The 15,877-nt window shown below is 36.2% G+C and carries 14 protein-coding genes and 1 riboswitch; of the genes, 10 read left to right on the top strand and 4 right to left on the bottom strand.

Annotated features, from left to right (window positions below; all coding sequences use genetic code 11):
- The first annotated feature begins 36 nt into the window (after positions 1-36).
- The 6 genes from ACOMCU_RS19060 to ACOMCU_RS19035 all read left to right on the top strand — a co-directional run bounded on the left by ACOMCU_RS19060 (position 37) and on the right by ACOMCU_RS19035 (position 8,330).
- A complete protein-coding gene (locus ACOMCU_RS19060; RefSeq protein ID WP_421051064.1) occupies positions 37-2,859 on the top strand; it encodes a 2-oxoglutarate dehydrogenase E1 component in 2,823 nt (940 codons plus the stop codon).
- Positions 2,860-2,950: 91 nt separating this feature from the next.
- Positions 2,951-4,183 carry a 2-oxoglutarate dehydrogenase complex dihydrolipoyllysine-residue succinyltransferase gene (odhB, locus tag ACOMCU_RS19055; RefSeq protein WP_421051062.1) on the top strand — a complete coding sequence of 411 codons (1,233 nt, stop codon included), beginning with the start codon at positions 2,951-2,953 and terminating at the stop codon, positions 4,181-4,183.
- A gap of 221 nt (positions 4,184-4,404) precedes the next feature.
- Positions 4,405-4,590, top strand: a riboswitch (Lysine riboswitch).
- A 119-nt stretch (positions 4,591-4,709) separates the two neighbouring features.
- The gene (locus ACOMCU_RS19050; RefSeq protein WP_010859252.1) at positions 4,710-5,561 is read left to right on the top strand and encodes a transporter substrate-binding domain-containing protein; all 852 of its coding nucleotides are present in this window, start codon (positions 4,710-4,712) and stop codon (positions 5,559-5,561) included.
- A gap of 193 nt (positions 5,562-5,754) precedes the next feature.
- Entirely contained in the window at positions 5,755-6,480 is a 726-nt protein-coding gene (locus ACOMCU_RS19045) for an amino acid ABC transporter permease (protein WP_010859253.1), read from the top strand.
- Positions 6,481-6,492: 12 nt separating this feature from the next.
- Entirely contained in the window at positions 6,493-7,224 is a 732-nt protein-coding gene (locus ACOMCU_RS19040; protein ID WP_010859254.1) for an amino acid ABC transporter ATP-binding protein, read from the top strand.
- Between the two features lie 908 nt (positions 7,225-8,132).
- Positions 8,133-8,330: a DUF6501 family protein gene (locus ACOMCU_RS19035; protein ID WP_010859255.1), complete on the top strand. Its 198-nt coding sequence runs from the start codon at positions 8,133-8,135 to the stop codon at positions 8,328-8,330.
- 97 nt (positions 8,331-8,427) lie between these two features.
- Here the strand turns inward: ACOMCU_RS19035 and ACOMCU_RS19030 are convergent, their stop codons facing one another.
- The 3 genes from ACOMCU_RS19030 to ACOMCU_RS19020 form a co-directional block, all read right to left on the bottom strand.
- Positions 8,428-9,483: a toxic anion resistance protein gene (locus ACOMCU_RS19030; protein ID WP_421051061.1), complete on the bottom strand. Its 1,056-nt coding sequence runs from the start codon at positions 9,481-9,483 to the stop codon at positions 8,428-8,430.
- The gene (locus ACOMCU_RS19025; RefSeq protein ID WP_010859257.1) at positions 9,480-10,130 is read right to left on the bottom strand and encodes a 5-bromo-4-chloroindolyl phosphate hydrolysis family protein; all 651 of its coding nucleotides are present in this window, start codon (positions 10,128-10,130) and stop codon (positions 9,480-9,482) included. The genes ACOMCU_RS19030 and ACOMCU_RS19025 overlap by 4 nt, the downstream gene beginning before the upstream one ends.
- 359 nt (positions 10,131-10,489) lie before the next feature.
- Positions 10,490-11,677 (bottom strand): Ger(x)C family spore germination protein, encoded by a 1,188-nt coding sequence (locus ACOMCU_RS19020; RefSeq protein ID WP_010859258.1) that lies wholly within the window; start codon positions 11,675-11,677, stop codon positions 10,490-10,492.
- Between the two features lie 830 nt (positions 11,678-12,507).
- Between ACOMCU_RS19020 and ACOMCU_RS19015 the strand changes: the two genes are divergently transcribed.
- The 4 genes from ACOMCU_RS19015 (at position 12,508) to ACOMCU_RS19000 (ending at position 14,461) form a co-directional block, all read left to right on the top strand.
- On the top strand, positions 12,508-12,774 hold the full coding sequence (locus ACOMCU_RS19015; RefSeq protein ID WP_010859259.1) for a hypothetical protein: 267 nt from the start codon (positions 12,508-12,510) through the stop codon (positions 12,772-12,774).
- Between the two features lie 461 nt (positions 12,775-13,235).
- Positions 13,236-13,400, top strand: coding sequence for a hypothetical protein (locus ACOMCU_RS19010; protein ID WP_155242410.1), 165 nt, complete (start codon positions 13,236-13,238; stop codon positions 13,398-13,400).
- A gap of 166 nt (positions 13,401-13,566) precedes the next feature.
- On the top strand, positions 13,567-14,016 hold the full coding sequence (locus tag ACOMCU_RS19005) for a hypothetical protein (RefSeq protein WP_196228883.1): 450 nt from the start codon (positions 13,567-13,569) through the stop codon (positions 14,014-14,016).
- Between the two features lie 295 nt (positions 14,017-14,311).
- Positions 14,312-14,461, top strand: coding sequence for a hypothetical protein (locus ACOMCU_RS19000; protein WP_155242412.1), 150 nt, complete (start codon positions 14,312-14,314; stop codon positions 14,459-14,461).
- Between the two features lie 87 nt (positions 14,462-14,548).
- Here the strand turns inward: ACOMCU_RS19000 and ACOMCU_RS18995 are convergent, their stop codons facing one another.
- Positions 14,549-15,703 carry a hypothetical protein gene (locus tag ACOMCU_RS18995; RefSeq protein WP_010859261.1) on the bottom strand — a complete coding sequence of 385 codons (1,155 nt, stop codon included), beginning with the start codon at positions 15,701-15,703 and terminating at the stop codon, positions 14,549-14,551.
- Positions 15,704-15,877: the final 174 nt, after the last annotated feature.

Genomic DNA, 15,877 nt, shown 5'->3' with positions numbered 1-15,877 from the left:
GAACTGCCGATAGGCAAAATTTGGAGGTCATTTTTCATGTCGAACAACGTTACAACTGTAAGTTCTCCATGGTCAGCTTTCTCTGGTCCTAACCTAGGATATGTGATGGAGCAATACGACTTATTCTTACAGTCTCCTGAAGAAGTAGAACCGGAGTTAGTATCATTATTCCAACAATTTGGTGCACCAGTAGTAGCAGAGGGTGAAGGAGCTGTAGTAGGTAACTCAGCCGCTCCTGCAAGCGACTACAAAAAAGTATTAGCAGCTGTTAAATTAGCAGATACAATTCGTGCACACGGTCATTTGGCAGCAGATATCTATCCACTAAAAAACCGAGCACTTCAAACAGCTCAAATTGAAGAAAGCGCGTTCAACTTAAGCTCAGCGGATTTAGCTGAAATTCCTGCTGCTGTCTTCTTCAAAGATGTGCCAGCAGGCGTGAAAAATGGTAAGGATGCTATCGATTACTTAAAATCTGTTTATACAGATAAAGTAGCATTTGAATACGGTCACGTAATGGCTACAGAAGAACGTGAGTGGATTCAAGCACAAATTGAATCTGGTTCTTTAAAACAAACATTAGCTTCTGATGAGAAAAAAGCGTTATTAGACCGTTTAACACGCGTTGAAAACTTTGAGAAATTTATTCATAAAACATTCGTTGGTCAAAAACGTTTCTCAGGTGAAGGTCTTGATACACAAATTATCCTTTTCGATGAAATTTTAAAAACAGCAGAAACAAGCAACGTCGAGAATGTGCGTATTGGTATGGCGCACCGTGGTCGTTTAAATGTACTTACACATATTTTAAATAAACCATATGATATGATGTTCTCTGACTTTGCGCACGTTTCAAATGAATTATTTTTACCAGAACATGGTCGTCTTGAAATTACAAAAGGTTGGACTGGCGACGTGAAATACCATATGGGTGCTTCATATAATCGTGAGTCTGGTATGAATGTAAAACTTGCTTATAACCCATCTCACTTAGAAGTTGGAAACCCAGTTGTTTTAGGTTCTACACGTGCAACTCAAGATGACACTTCTAAACCAGGGCAAGCTGTTCATAACCCAGGAAAAGGATTAGGAATCCTTGTGCATGGTGATGCTGCATTCCCAGGTCAAGGGATTGTTACAGAGGTGTTAAACTATGCGAAAACAGAAGGTTTCTCAACTGGCGGAACAATTCATATCATTGCCAACAATATGATCGGATTCACTACGGAGTTACATGACTCTCGTTCGTCTGTCTATTCTTCTGACCCAGCAAAAGGTTACGAAGTACCTGTTGTGCACGTTAACGCAGATGTGCCGGAAGCGGTTGTACAAGTAGGACGTTTTGCGGCTAGCTACCGTCAAAAATTTGGGAAAGATATTATCGTCGATTTGATTGGTTACCGTCGTCATGGACATAATGAAACGGATGATCCAACAGTAACGAACCCAGAAGTATATAAACTAGTATCTAAACATGAAACTGTACGTGCTTTATATGGTACTCAATTAGTTGCTGAAGGCGTTGTTTCTAATGATGACGTAACTGCACTTGATTCAGCTATCTATGCAGAAATGCAAGCCGCTTATGACCATGTGAAAGAAATGGCAGATAAAGATGAGCATACACATTTAGAAATGCCGGAAGAATTAAAAGTAGCATTCCCTCAAATCGAAACAGCTGTAGGTGCTGATCGATTAGATAAAATTAACGAAGAGCTTTTAGTATTTGAGCAAGACTTCCAACCACAAAATAAACTTGGTAAAATTTTAGATAAACGTCGTGATGCTTTTGCATCTGCAAAAATCGACTGGGGCCATGCTGAAACTTTAGCATATGCTACAATTATTCAAGATGGCACACCTGTTCGTTTTACTGGGCAAGACGCACAACGTGGTACGTTCTCACAACGTCACTTAGTGCTACATGACAAAAACAACGGTAATGTATTCACACCACTTCACCATATTTCAGGGGCAAGTGCATCATTTACAGTGCACAACTCACCGCTTACTGAAGCTGGGGTAGTAGGATTTGAATATGGTTACAACTTAGAAAAAGGGAATGTATTATCAGTTTGGGAAGCACAATTTGGTGACTTTGCGAACATGGCGCAAGTAATGTTTGACAACTTCATTTCAGGGGCACGCTCTAAATGGGGTCAAAAATCTGGTTTCGTTATTCTTTTACCTCACGGCTATGAAGGGCAAGGTCCTGAACACTCTTCAAGTCGTGTGGAACGTTACTTACAAATGTCAGCTGAAAATAACTGGTTTGTAGCAAACTGCTCGAATGCAGGTAACTACTACCACTTATTACGCCGTCAAGCAGCAATGCTTGAAACAGAAGGAGTACGTCCACTTGTAGTCGTATCGCCAAAATCATTACTGCGTCACCCATTAGCAGCAGCGAATGCTGAACAATTAGCAAATGGCTCATTCCAAGAAGTAATTGAGCAACCTGGTTTAGGTAATAAAACTAAATCTGTAGAACGTATTGTATTGGGTACTGGTAAAGTAATGATCGATTTAGCAGACCGCGTAAAAGATGGAGAAAGCTTCGATCACGTACACATTGTGCGTGTAGAACAACTTTACCCATTCCCAACAGCGCAAGTAGCTGATATTATAGCTAAGTATCCAAATGTAAAAGAGATTGCTTGGGTACAAGAAGAGCCTAAAAATCAAGGTGCTTGGAATTACGCATTAGAAACATTATATGAACTTTCTGAAGGTAAAAAGCTTCGTTATGTAGGGCGTCCTGCAATGAGCTCGACTTCAGAAGGCGATGCAGATTCTCATAAAGCAGCTCAGGCAGCAATTATTGATGAAGCGGTTGCTGAATCAGTAAAAGTAAAATAAACAGATAATGATCACTGAAAACGGGGCTATTTGCCTTAGGCGGTAGCCCTTTTATGTGCATTATGCACGTTAATCAAAGGAGGAAATGAAAGTGGCTGAAATTAAAGTCCCTGAATTAGCAGAATCGATTACAGAAGGTAGTATCGCACAGTGGGTAAAAAAAGTGGGCGACCGCATTGAAAAAGGTGAATTCATCGTTGAACTTGAAACAGATAAAGTAAACGCTGAAATCATTTCAGAAGAAGCGGGTGTGTTAACACAAATTTTAGCTGAAGAAGGCGATACTGTTCTTGTAGGTCAAGTTATTGCAGTTGTAGAAGCTGGCGAAGGTGCAGCTCCTACTCCAGCAGCTCCAGTAGCAGCAGTGACACCTGCAGCACCACAAGCAGCTCCTGCTCCGGTAGCAGCAGCTCCAGTTGTAGAAGAAACTTCTGGTGAGCGTGTAATCGCATCTCCAGCAGCTCGTAAACTTGCGCGTGAAAAAGGCATTGACCTTGCTGCTGTATCTCCAGTAGATCCACAAGGGCGTGTACGTGTACAAGATGTTGCAGCTCATGGTACAGCACCAGTGGCAACACCACAAGCATCTCCAGCAGCACCTAAAGCAGTAGCGGCTGTTGACGAATCACGAGTGACAGTTGAAAAAATGAGCCGTCGTCGTCAAACAATTGCAAAACGTTTACTTGAAGTTAAGCAATCAACTGCTATGTTAACAACATTTAACGAAGTAGACATGACGAACGTTATGGCATTACGTTCTCGTAAAAAAGACCAATTCTTTGAATCAACAGGCTCTAAACTTGGATTCATGTCATTCTTTACAAAAGCTGTAGTGGCAGCTCTTAAAAAATACCCATATGTCAACGCACAAATTGTTGGTGATGAAATTCACTTAAACAACTTCTACGATATCGGTGTAGCTGTATCAACTGAAGAAGGTTTAGTAGTACCAGTTGTACGCGATGCTGACCGTAAAAACTTTGCTGAAATTGAAGATTCAATTGCAGACTTAGCGAAAAAAGCACGCGACAAAAAATTAGGCTTAAGTGACCTATCTGGTGGTTCATTCACAATCACTAACGGTGGTGTATTCGGCTCATTAATGTCTACACCAATTATGAACGGTACACAAGCAGCTATCCTTGGCATGCATACGATTAAAAAACGCCCAGTTGAAGTTGATGGCGAAGTTGCAATCCGTCCAATGATGTACCTAGCATTATCTTATGACCACCGTATTATTGATGGTAAAGATTCTGTAGGCTTCCTTAAAACTGTTAAAGAATTACTTGAAAATCCAGAAGATTTATTGTTAAATTCTTAAGAAAAGTAGTAAACTCCTCCAAAGCTTTGGAGGAGTTTTTTCGTATCAGTAAATATGTGGTATTTATTTTGGAAAAAACGGGATTTTTTAATAGAAAATTACTAAAAACCCATATTTAGAATTAAATCATTAGTCTGAAAAATGATAAAATTCGCTTGACGTATAGACTATTTTTATAGTAGTATCTAAATATCAATTAAATAAATAAACCTCACGTTCTATTGTGAGGTAGAGGCGCGATATTTATTAGTTCATTGTTGAGTTTAAGCAAGCGAGGACGCAATGAAGAAGGAAATGTCGCCGAAGCATAAAAGGAGCTCGTACTTTTATGCTGGGTCTGCAGTGAATAAGTGCAGGACTGTCCTAGTAAATATAATTCCAGTTTACTAGGTTGTGCTATCTCGGAAACATGGAAATTATAGTGAGGATTTGGGCAACTGTTAATAAAAGGTACGACCTAAGTTCTGAACTTAGGTCGTTTTTTTGTACAGTTGTTTTATTTTTTTACAGAAAAGGGGAGTTTTGGATGAAAAGAAAATGGTTGTTATTTATGTTCGCTGCAATGACTGCAATTGTATTAGCTGCATGTGGTGCTGGCGACAAAAAAGAAAAGACGACTGGAGACGTTGGTACGGACGAAGAAGGTGGCGAATTCCGTGTAGGTATGGAGGCAGGCTATCCTCCATTTAACTGGACACAGCAAGGCGATGCAAATGGTGCTGTGAAAATTGCTGATAATGCAGAGTATGCCGGCGGTTACGATGTACAAATGGCGAAAAAAATGGCTGAAGGTTTAGGGAAAGAATTAGTAATTGTGAAACTTGAATGGGACGGTCTAGTGCCAGCATTACAATCAAATAAAATTGATGCCATTGTGGCTGGCATGTCTCCTACAAAGGAACGTAAGCAAACAATTGACTTCACTGAGAATTACTACACATCAGATTTTGTTATGGTTATTAAAAAAGGTAGCAAGTTTGAAAATGCCAAATCAATCCAAGACTTTTCAGGTGCTAAAGTTACATCTCAATTAAACACTTCTAACTACAACGTAATCGATCAAATCAAAGGTGTTAACAAACAGACAGCAATGGAAAACTTCTCAGCAATGCGTGTTGCATTAGAGGCTGGTAAAATCGATGGCTATGTAGCTGAACGACCTGAAGGTATCTCAGCTGCAGCTGCAAATGAAAACTTTGCATTTGTGTCATTTGAAGAAGGCTTTGATACAGATATCTCAAATACGTCTATTGCGGTTGGTTTACGTAAAGAAGATGCTAATTTAGATAAAATCAATGAAATTCTAAAAGGCATTTCAGATGATGATCGACAAAAGATTATGGAAGATGCAATTCTTCAACAACCAGCAGCACAATAACGTGGTTGCACGGGCAACTTAGCCCGTGCAGTCTATGACGATTTTTATTCGGTGAAGCCTCATTGAATAGTAGTAATGTCTTGGGTGAAAGTCACATAATTTGAAAGAAGCATGCTCAATTCAAATGTAAGACATTTTAGGCCGAGACAAAATTGATATGAACAAGCAACAAGAAGTTGTTAGGAGGAGCATCATGAGTTTTGAATGGATTATTTCTATTATAGAAAACAACTGGCAAATGTTTTTACGGGGTGCGTATTATACGTTACTTATTTCAACGATTAGTACAATTATTGGTGCATTCATCGGATTTTTCATTGGGATTATGCATACCATTCCAACACGTAAAAAGGGCGTAAAGCATTACATTTTAAAGCTTTTTAACTTTATATTGACATGCTACGTTGAATTTTTCCGTGGTACACCAATGATTGTACAAGCTATGGTGGTCTATTACGGATTAGACATTGCATTTGGTATTGATATGCACTTTATTACAGCTGGTATTTTAGTAGTTTCTCTAAATACAGGTGCATACATGGCTGAAATCGTACGGGGTGGTATTGTTTCTATTGATAGAGGACAATATGAAGCAGCTTCTGCGATTGGTATGAATCATTTCCAAATTATGATGCATGTTGTCTTACCACAAGTGGCCCGTAACATTTTACCTGCGACAGGTAATCAATTAATTATGAATATTAAAGATACAGCGGTATTAAATGTTATTGGTGTAACGGAATTATTTTTCCAAACAAAATCTGTTGCCGGCAATAATTTCCGTTATTTTGAATCGTTCTTCGTCGCATGTGTATTGTACTTTATCATGACATTTACAGCATCACGTATTTTATTGTATGTAGAAAAAAGACTTGATGGCCCAGATGCCTATCAAAAAGAACAGAAAGAAACAGTATAGGGGGACGCACAAATGGCAGTCATTCAAATTGAACATTTAAGTAAATCATTTGGACGTAACCAAGTGTTAAAAGATGTAAATTTCCAGGTTGAAAAAGGAGAGGTTGTATGTTTAATCGGTTCTTCAGGATCTGGTAAATCAACACTACTGCGCTGTATTAATTTATTAGAAATGCCAAGTGGTGGTCAAATAATTTTCAAGGGCGAAAATATTTTAGATGAAAAACATAATATTCAAGAATATCGTACGCATTTAGGAATGGTATTCCAGCAGTTTAACTTGTTTAATAATCATGATGTTCTAAAAAATTGTACAGTTGGTCAAATCAAAGTGTTAAAACGTTCGAAAGAGGAAGCTGAGAAAACGGCTTTAAAATACCTTGAAATCGTTGGTATGGCACAATACGTTAATGCGAAGCCTCGTCAGCTATCTGGTGGTCAAAAACAGCGTGTTGCCATAGCAAGGGCATTGTCGATGAATCCCGAAGTAATGCTTTTTGATGAACCAACGTCTGCCCTAGATCCTGAGATGGTCGGGGAAGTATTAAAAGTAATGCGTCAACTAGCTGATGCAGGGAACACGATGCTCATTGTTACACATGAAATGGAGTTTGCAAAAGAAGTCGCAGATCGTGTCGTATTTATGGATAAAGGTGTGATTGTAGAAGAGGGCTCACCATCCAAAGTGTTAGTAAATCCAGAGCATGAACGAACAAAAGAGTTTTTAAAACGAACTTTGAAATAAAAAAATGCCTCATCAGTTGCTTTGCAAAAGTGACTATATATACTAGTGCCGTCTTAGGACACGGTAAAATGAAAAGCGAGCCTGTTAAATTAGGCTCACATCAGACTATAAACAAACTCAAGAATAGAGTTTGTTTATAGTCTTTTTTACAATAGAAGCGTCTATATGGACAAGTTGCTGTTCGCTATGGGCCCGGGTATGGCTTCAATCACCACGCCGCTACACGCCTACGGGGCCTTTTGCGCCTGCGTTCAATCCACTAGTGTATGTCTATAAATGATTAGGGGAATGGATAGAATGACGAAAAATAGTAAAGATGAACGCAATCCCAATTGCCATGACAAAGTCCAAAAATGGCAGACAATAGTTGCTCTTAGCGTACGACTGTCGTTAGTAAGAGCGATTTGCAACTGTTATTTCTGATAAAATTTCAAAAGGTATTCGGCATGATGACATACCAAATACCTTTTGTCGTCAATGTGAAGTGAGTCTGTTTAATCAGGCTCACTTATTTTCTGGAATTCCATTCTGAATATAAAACAAAGCAAATCACAAATGCAATTGCAATAATAAAAAACCATTGCGGTATACTACCAAAGCTCATGAACAAACACCTCTTGTTAGAATTGTATCAGGTTTGAAAGGACATGCAAACTGTCTTTACGGACAAAATATCAACTTCTATGGTTTTTTTCTCCACAAAAGTACGAAAATCGTATAAAATAAAGTGAAACATAATTGATGGGGTATTTATCAGTTCTCCAGTGATTATTCGTTGAACATCTGGTACTTCAGCTATCAGGTAGATGTCTCTACTTATACTTCGCTTTAAGTGAGACGCTGATCACTGTTTGTACACAATAAAAATAGACGTTAGCCAAGTGCTAGTAAAGAGAGGTAAAGAGATTATGTTACATTTAAAATGGAAAGATGCGCCAACACTACGCACAGTCACTTGTAAACATACAAATGCATCAAAATACTTAGTTTCAAACGTATTAACAGTTGGGAAAGAATATGAAGTGAAAAATGAAACAGAAGAATTCGTCTTCATTATCGACAATACTGGGAATATTGGCGGCTACTATAAAGATTATTTTAGTTGAGCCAAAAACAAGGGGTGTCTCAAATTTATTTTTGAGACACCCCCTTGTTGTGTTTATAACGAGTAACACTTTTAGGATTATTACAGTACACTACTATCTATCTTTTCAGTTCGGTTACATCTTGGAGCTGTTGCTTTTCTTTTTCTGTTGCCGTGTGCAGTGCAAAGACATCTTGAATAGCCGATTGAAGCTCACGTTGTGTTTCTTTAAATCTCGTTACCTGTTGTTCAAAGGTAACGTTAGTTAAGCGTTCGTTTGTACGTGCCAACCGCTCCTCAAGCTGTGCATAATGAGTGTCCATATTCATCGATAACATCATGGCCAATTGATTTTTCCAGAGCGGGATAAGCGTAACAATTGAAAATTCAATTTTTTCTGCGAGTGTTTGATTAGCTTGCTGAATCATACGTATTTGTGGAGCTGTCTGTAGGGCTACTTGTTGAGAAACCTGTAAATCATAAATTCGTTGATCGAGACGTTCAATTTCTGTAGCAAAATCGTTAAGCTGCTGGATAACAAGCGGCTGATTATTCGATTGTGCACTTGCTACTTTTTCGGGCAATTCCATTTCAATCACTTGCTTCTTCTTCATTTGCCCTGCTGCAATGGCAGTTGCTAATTCCTCAAAAAACCCATTATTATGCGCATAAAGTTGCTCAAGCATATCTACATCATCAAAGAGTTGGAGCTGAGCACGCTCAAGCTGTACGCCAATTCGCTCTACCTGTATACTGATGCGCTCAAATTCAGTTAACGTTTGCTTAATCGTAGGACCTGTTTTGCTAAACATTTTTTTAAAGAAGGACTGTTTCTTAGGTTCTAAAGCAGTGGGATCAACACGGTCTAACGTTTGCATTAAGGAATCAAGCATTTGGCCGATCTTCGTGACGTCCTTTTGTTTTACCTGTGAAAGCATACGATCAGCAAACTGAGAAAGGGCACGCTGTGAACCTTGGCCTAAAGATAATACAGATTCGAAATTAGCAAGGTTAATTTTACTAGCATAAAGAAGCGCGCGGCTTTGCGCAAGAGGCGACAGCGTGTTATAAGTCGCCATCGCCTCCTCAGTTGTTGCTTCTAAATAAGTTTGCACAAGCGGTGATACACCATGTAATGTGTCTAAATGAAAAATACGATCACTATTTGCTGTCACTTATCATCGCCTCGCCATTCCAACTGTTCTTTCCGTCGACTAGTGGAACGATTAGCGAATTCAATCTCCATTTGCAGATGATCGATATCATTTGAGAGCGCATCCTTTAAGTCAATGTGAATGGTATCATTTAAATCCGTTAATGTTTCTCGTGTTTTCGACAATGTAATTTGGATTTCTTTATCCTTTACAGGTTGTCTTGAAAGCATGGTATATTTCTCGGTTAATTCTACTGCTGAAGGAAGATGCGCGTAAAAAAATTGTTCCACATTGTAAAACTTTCGAGGATCCGTCTTTACCATTTTCACAATGTTTTTTGAAATACGAGTCATTTCGAGTAATTGTTTAAAGGCAGCAACAGAACGAACGCGTAAGTAATTTTGACTTAAAGATTGAATATGCTTATTTGCTGTTGAAATTTGTGATGCGATATGTTTGTATTCTTCCTTTGAAATATCTGCTAATAGCATGACTTTCTTTTTTTGGCTATGTTTCAGCAACGTTGTACTCGTTGCATAAGTTCCAGCGAACAATAAACCACCAAGGAAGAATCCTGGATTTGCTGCAATTGTTGCGATGGAAACAGTTGATAACGATAAAAGTAAGCTAGCGGTATGTCTAGATAAAAACTGTCCGACACTAAGCATAGTTTCTTCCTCCTTGCTTTTAAATATGTCTATCTTCTTATACGAAATATTCGACATAAAGTTTCATTGAAATAACCCTTACTTAAATTTTACTTCTAATTGCCAAGTTTCACAATGATAATACGTAATATAAAATGAAGCTTCCACATGTTAACCATGATATGCTATTCAATATACTTACTTTTTTAGGTAAGTTACTGCATTGTCCCTTGATAACAATGCCTCATATGGAGAAAGAAGAAAAAAAGTAAATTTATTAATCTATAACATTTGGTTGTTGTAAATATTATTCATTTCGAAACACTAGGTTCACTTCATTGTGAACTTAGTGTTTTTTTACATAACAGTAATAGGTGAGATTACTCCTTTAATTTCAAATTTGTCATCGTGCCTAATCCACTTGTGTGTACTTTGACTTTAACTTTTATCTCTAGTTCAGGAAATATCGTTGGCCAATCATCTTTGATTTTTTTCCATGCGCTGTGATCTTCGCGATGAAGCACATCTCCAAATCCTACAATATCGGCTTGATAATTTTTTTGAATTGTCATCAGTGTTTTTTCAATTCGTGTTTTTATCAACTCTGCCGTTTTTTTATTAATGTACTTAAGTGATTTGTTTTTGGTTAAATCTATAGAACATTCAACTCCTCCAACATTTTGGTCTACCACAATTTGCACATTTATTTTGGGGACACCTTTTTCAAATGTCCCTTTAATTTTAGTTGTTGATTTTGTTATTTCTGTTGTCAATTTACCTCCCTTAGGACAAGAAATAAGTTCAACTGTACTTTTAATATTATCTTTCAAAAAATTGAAGCCTCTACTTTCTTCTTCAGTTAAAAAACCCATTAATTTATCTTCTTTAAATACAGCTAAGCCCTCATACTTTAATAGCGTGGGTGTTTTAATTCTCTCAACATTCGTTTTATCCAAGCCTAATTGTGTATCGCCTTGTATTTCAATTACAGAGAGCACGAAACTTTTTTCTTTATTACTAAGAATCGTGACTAGATCTTCTACAGTAATAGATAATGTAGTACCCCAAGCTTTTTCTGCCCCTTTGATAGAATTTGCCATTTTATTTGCAGGTATTTTTTCTACGGGAGTTAAGACGTTTAATACTTCATGAGCAGTGGACTGATGAGAAACGATGATATCATAGTCATTCCTAGTTTCAGGGTCTCTTGCTAATAAATCTATCGTTTGGACTATTCCTTCTGTAGCTAATTCTTCTCCTATTACAACAACTCGAAGATGAGCAAAATAAGCTTTTCTAGGTGTTACTGTAGTCAGTTTCCTGATTGCTTCAAATACAGATTTTCCCTTTGCATGGTAGGTTACGACTGGTGATCGCCCGCTAGAAGGTTTATTTGCAGATACTTCAGCAGGATTTACAATTTGTACAGAAATTTCGTATTCGTCATCTACTTTATCTACTCCGAGTGCCATGACAATCGCAAGTTCGTTTAATTCCCTTTTACTCCAACAACCACTTAACAATAAACAGATTGATAGTAGTAAAAATAATTTACCATATGTTTTCATCTTGGCACCTCCAGTTTAAAGATAAGGATGATTGCGATTTCAAGTAAAAGTATTAACAAGTTAAACAGGGACTAACCAATAGGTGTAATTAAAAAAAGACACGGTCAAAAGTGAAAACCCTATACTTGGAGGTAATTTATTATTTGATACAAGTTAAAAATCTATGTAGAATCCTGCGAATCGTATTTGCGACGACAGGGTGGGCGAAACGTAGAGACAGGAGTAGGGAAAGTAAAGTACATGAGACCCAACAGAGAACGCCAATGGCACGTCCTATGGCTATGTATCTGCACAAAAACGAAGGGGGAGCGACGAAGAGATAGCCACAAATGTTTTGTGTGGCGAAAGCAAGGCGTTGTAGATTTGCAATAAACTGTTAAGCGTTTTGAAAAAAACAATAACTGTTTTTAAAGCTCCCCCGTTAATTATCGAAGTGATGTTTTTTTATGTCAAATATTTAGATGGTTAAAGATTTGGAATAGCGCTAGCTTAAAACGATAATCATACTAACTAGATGTGGCCTTGCTATTGTCAGATTTGTATTATAGGCATGTTCTACCAAATAGATTATGATTAAATGAAATGGAGATGATGAAAGTGGCACAATCAAGAACTAAAATGTTGACGCGAAGATAAAGTAACTCTTGAAAACATGATAAAAATACTTTTCAACTCAGATTGTTTTAACAGCTCGTATTCTTTCTAAGAATACATAGCAAGTTACATCTAAACTAGGTATGGCTTTTTTTATAAAAAATTGTAAATAGGAGGATATCATCTTATAATAGTGTTAACTAATTCCATATATAGAGAGAGGACGAAACAGATTAGTGTTTGACAATAAAAAAGCTGATGACGGAGTACACGAAATCGAAAAAACATTATCACAATACAAAGAAAACATACAAATAATGCAACAATCACTGGAAAAAATGGAGTTGGTTGTAGCTCATTTACAAAGTGAGGGATTACTTGAAGCGAAAAAATTGGCTCATGAATTAAGTATGTTGCAGAGACTTTCAACGAGTATAGAATTTAAAGCTAAGTGTCTTATGTGTAATAATCGTGAAACTATCGAGACTTCAACACCTGAATAAAATATAGATAGCAAGTCATATCCAATGGGGGTGGCTTTTTATTATACAAAAAAAGTAAAACCCACATCAATTGTGTGGGTCATGCACTCTTACATTTTTTAATGTTTTTTGTAGCAATTGAGAATAATTCACTTGATACTCAGTTGCTTTTTTATACAGATTGATTATTCATTTCATGTCGAGAAGGTGGCATCCAAACATCAACCAAAACAGTTGCTTGATTCGCTTCAGTTTGTAAAGCATTAAGTACGTAATCTATAATTAGAAGGATTAAAAAAAGATTTACAGCTATATAAATTCCTAGCTAATAAACCCGCGTCGATAAAGCGAAATTAGAAATAACCGAAGAAGAAAAAACAACATTATTAGATGATTTAGCAGCATATACAGAGCCAATCAATCTATTAGTAGATGATTTTAATGCAAAAGGTGAAGCATTATTACTGGCATACAACGATCTTATGGCAACATATGAGCCAATTGAAGAAGTTTTCGATTTAGCAGTAGAATTAATTGGTGAAGTATGTGGCGTAAAAGAAGAACGCAAAATTGTTATTAATACACCATTTATGAACCCGAAAAGCAAAAATATAAAATATAGCATATATAGAAATATATTATTCTAGTTGAAAATTATGTATATATCCCGATATTAAGAAAGTAATATCAAAGAACATTTTTTCTACTATTTACTTAACACTTAAAGGGAAGTGTGCTGTTGATATAATAAAAAATTTGGACGGTGAAATTAATACTATGATATCTATGAGAAGTACAAGCATGCACTATTTAATGAATAGAGGAGCATATAGGTACAGCAATTTTTCTGAACAAACTACGGGTAACATCAATAAAAGTAATTCTAAGGTTATTCAAGAAGCACTAAAAAATGCAAATAAAGGTTCGAAACTATCCTCAGAGCAAATTGAAGTATTCAAAAATGCCTCAAGAAATAAATCTTTGGCTCCTTTTTTGAAGGGAATGGGTCCATTGAGGATGCATAATATGCGTGAATTACAAGACACAATTAATAATGCAAAGAAAACAAACACGGCTCTTGATGGAAATAAAAGTTTAAAACTATCCTCTAATCAAATTAAAATGTTAAAAAGTGCTTCAGGAAGTGGATTATTGGCTCCTTTCTCGAAGGGAACGGAGTTTTTAGGTTCGTTTAATTCACAAGAAAGTGTAACAAATCATAAACTTATGACAACACTCAAAGCTTATAAAAAGTCAGTATAAAAATAATTTGATGAGTAATTTTTGTGTATTATTCACAACATGATTGTCTAACTTTGTATATATATGCAATGAAACAAACCCAATTAGCATTGAATTATTTAATTGTTGCAACAAGCATTAAAAATACAAGTAGAAGAGTCTTTTAAGCCATATAAACAAATGACCAGGCGCTTATTTATATAATGAGTCCTGGTCTTTTTTGTGTTTAATCAAAAATCAAATACTTTTGAAGCATTTAGGATTCGTTTAAAAACTTCAAAGTATTTAAAGAAGTAAAATTAATGAGAAATATTGATTGAAAACATTAAAGTTTTATGCAGATGAAAGAAATTACTTACATGAATATAGTTATGATTCTGATGAATATATGGACTCAGTGGTTGATCATGATGCTGGTGATAGAGATACATTTGCAAGGTTGGGGATAGAAGATGGCTCTTTTTGAAATACAAAGAGATAAGAAAAAAGAAAAGGGGTTATACCAAAAATCATTTTCCAATGACTATTGAGACAACCCCGAATTCTTTACTGGTTAATGTTGTGGAAAATATTCTTGACCGTTTATCGTTAATTTAGAAGCTGAGATAAGAATTTCTTCATTTGCTTTAATATATGGGTCTAAAATCTTGTAGAAGGCATCCCATTTTTCTTCTGCTTTTTCAAGCTCCTCTTTTTTATTAAGTGCTAAGCTTTCTTCATAAAGCTGTTTTAATTGCTTGCTATCGGCTTCACTCACTTCGAAATCAAAGTCAGCCATGTATTCCTCAAAAGTGGAAGGCTTATAGAACTGATCAAGGATTTCATAGAATTCATTCCATAGCTTATTAGACAACTCTTCATTTTCATCTTTATCTGCTTTTCGAGCGTCCTCAAAGATTGTTTTTAGTTTTGCTAAAGTTTCAGCAGGGATTTCTGATTCTAGGCCTTCTAAAGATTCTTCAAAAGTTCGTGGTGGATATAGCTCATCAACATATGGCTTAAGGATTTTGAAAAATTCTTCATATTTTTTGTTAGCCTTTTCTTCATCACCACTTTTTTCAAGCTTTACTAATTCTTCATAAATAGCTTTAAGCTGTGTTTTATCGTTTTCTTTAATAACTATGTTACTTTCACTAAATCCGTAATCTTCTATAAATTCATCAAATGATTGAGGCTGCCAATTAGCTAATACATATGGCTTTTTAATTTTATACATTTCGTCATAAATTTTATCCATTTCCTCAAATTTCTTTTCAATCTCTTCATCTGAAGCTTTTTTATCTTCATTTAGTTCCTTTTGCAGTTTCTTTATTTCACTAAACAATTTTTCTAATGTTGTTAAATCTTCCTTTGTTACTTCTTTAGGCAAGTCTTTTTTATAAGCTTCAAATGTATCGAAGTCATTATAATATTCAACAACGCTACCTTCAACAGCAATTTCCTGTCCTTCAACTAAGTTCATTTTTTCTAGTTGTTCTGCAGAAAAATTATTGAAACTGATGAAGTATTTTTTACCATCTTTTCCTTTAAGGTTCATTCCATCGAAGAAAATATTTTTAATAGTCCCTTTAATTTGTTGTTCCTTTTGAACGGATGCTTCAATTGTTTTTTCTGCTGATGCAGCTCCTGCTTGAAGTGGCGTTAGAACAGCCATTCCTATAGTAAGTGCAGAAGCAATCATCCAAGTTTTTTTGATTGGTTTTTTCATTGTAAATTTAATTCTCCTTTATATTGGTTTTGCTACCAATACTTATACGTTTTTCCATCTGTAAAAGTTTCATTGCTTTTGAAAGGTTTTTATTTTTTAAAAATAAAGAAGAGAACTAAAATAAGACCACTCCGTGTGTGAAGGGTGGTTTTACTTATGTAGCCATCTAATTGG

The organism is Lysinibacillus sp. UGB7 (genome assembly GCF_049058285.1).
Lineage (GTDB): Bacteria > Bacillota > Bacilli > Bacillales_A > Planococcaceae > Lysinibacillus > Lysinibacillus sphaericus_B.
The sequence above is the reverse complement of the archived record's forward strand: the minus strand, read 5'-3'. Positions and strand labels throughout refer to the sequence as shown.

Excerpts from the sequence above, each read along its gene's own strand:
- ACOMCU_RS19005 (WP_196228883.1), top strand. The coding sequence starts at position 13,567 with ATGAATAGAGGAGCATATAGGTACAGCAATTTTTCTGAACAAACTACG.
- ACOMCU_RS19060 (WP_421051064.1), top strand. The coding sequence starts at position 37 with ATGTCGAACAACGTTACAACTGTAAGTTCTCCATGGTCAGCTTTCTCT.
- ACOMCU_RS19040 (WP_010859254.1), top strand. The coding sequence starts at position 6,493 with ATGGCAGTCATTCAAATTGAACATTTAAGTAAATCATTTGGACGTAAC.
- ACOMCU_RS19025 (WP_010859257.1), bottom strand. The coding sequence starts at position 10,130 with ATGCTTAGTGTCGGACAGTTTTTATCTAGACATACCGCTAGCTTACTT.
- ACOMCU_RS19050 (WP_010859252.1), top strand. The coding sequence starts at position 4,710 with ATGAAAAGAAAATGGTTGTTATTTATGTTCGCTGCAATGACTGCAATT.
- ACOMCU_RS19045 (WP_010859253.1), top strand. The coding sequence starts at position 5,755 with ATGAGTTTTGAATGGATTATTTCTATTATAGAAAACAACTGGCAAATG.
- ACOMCU_RS19020 (WP_010859258.1), bottom strand. The coding sequence starts at position 11,677 with ATGAAAACATATGGTAAATTATTTTTACTACTATCAATCTGTTTATTG.
- ACOMCU_RS19010 (WP_155242410.1), top strand. The coding sequence starts at position 13,236 with ATGGCAACATATGAGCCAATTGAAGAAGTTTTCGATTTAGCAGTAGAA.
- ACOMCU_RS19035 (WP_010859255.1), top strand. The coding sequence starts at position 8,133 with ATGTTACATTTAAAATGGAAAGATGCGCCAACACTACGCACAGTCACT.
- ACOMCU_RS18995 (WP_010859261.1), bottom strand. The coding sequence starts at position 15,703 with ATGAAAAAACCAATCAAAAAAACTTGGATGATTGCTTCTGCACTTACT.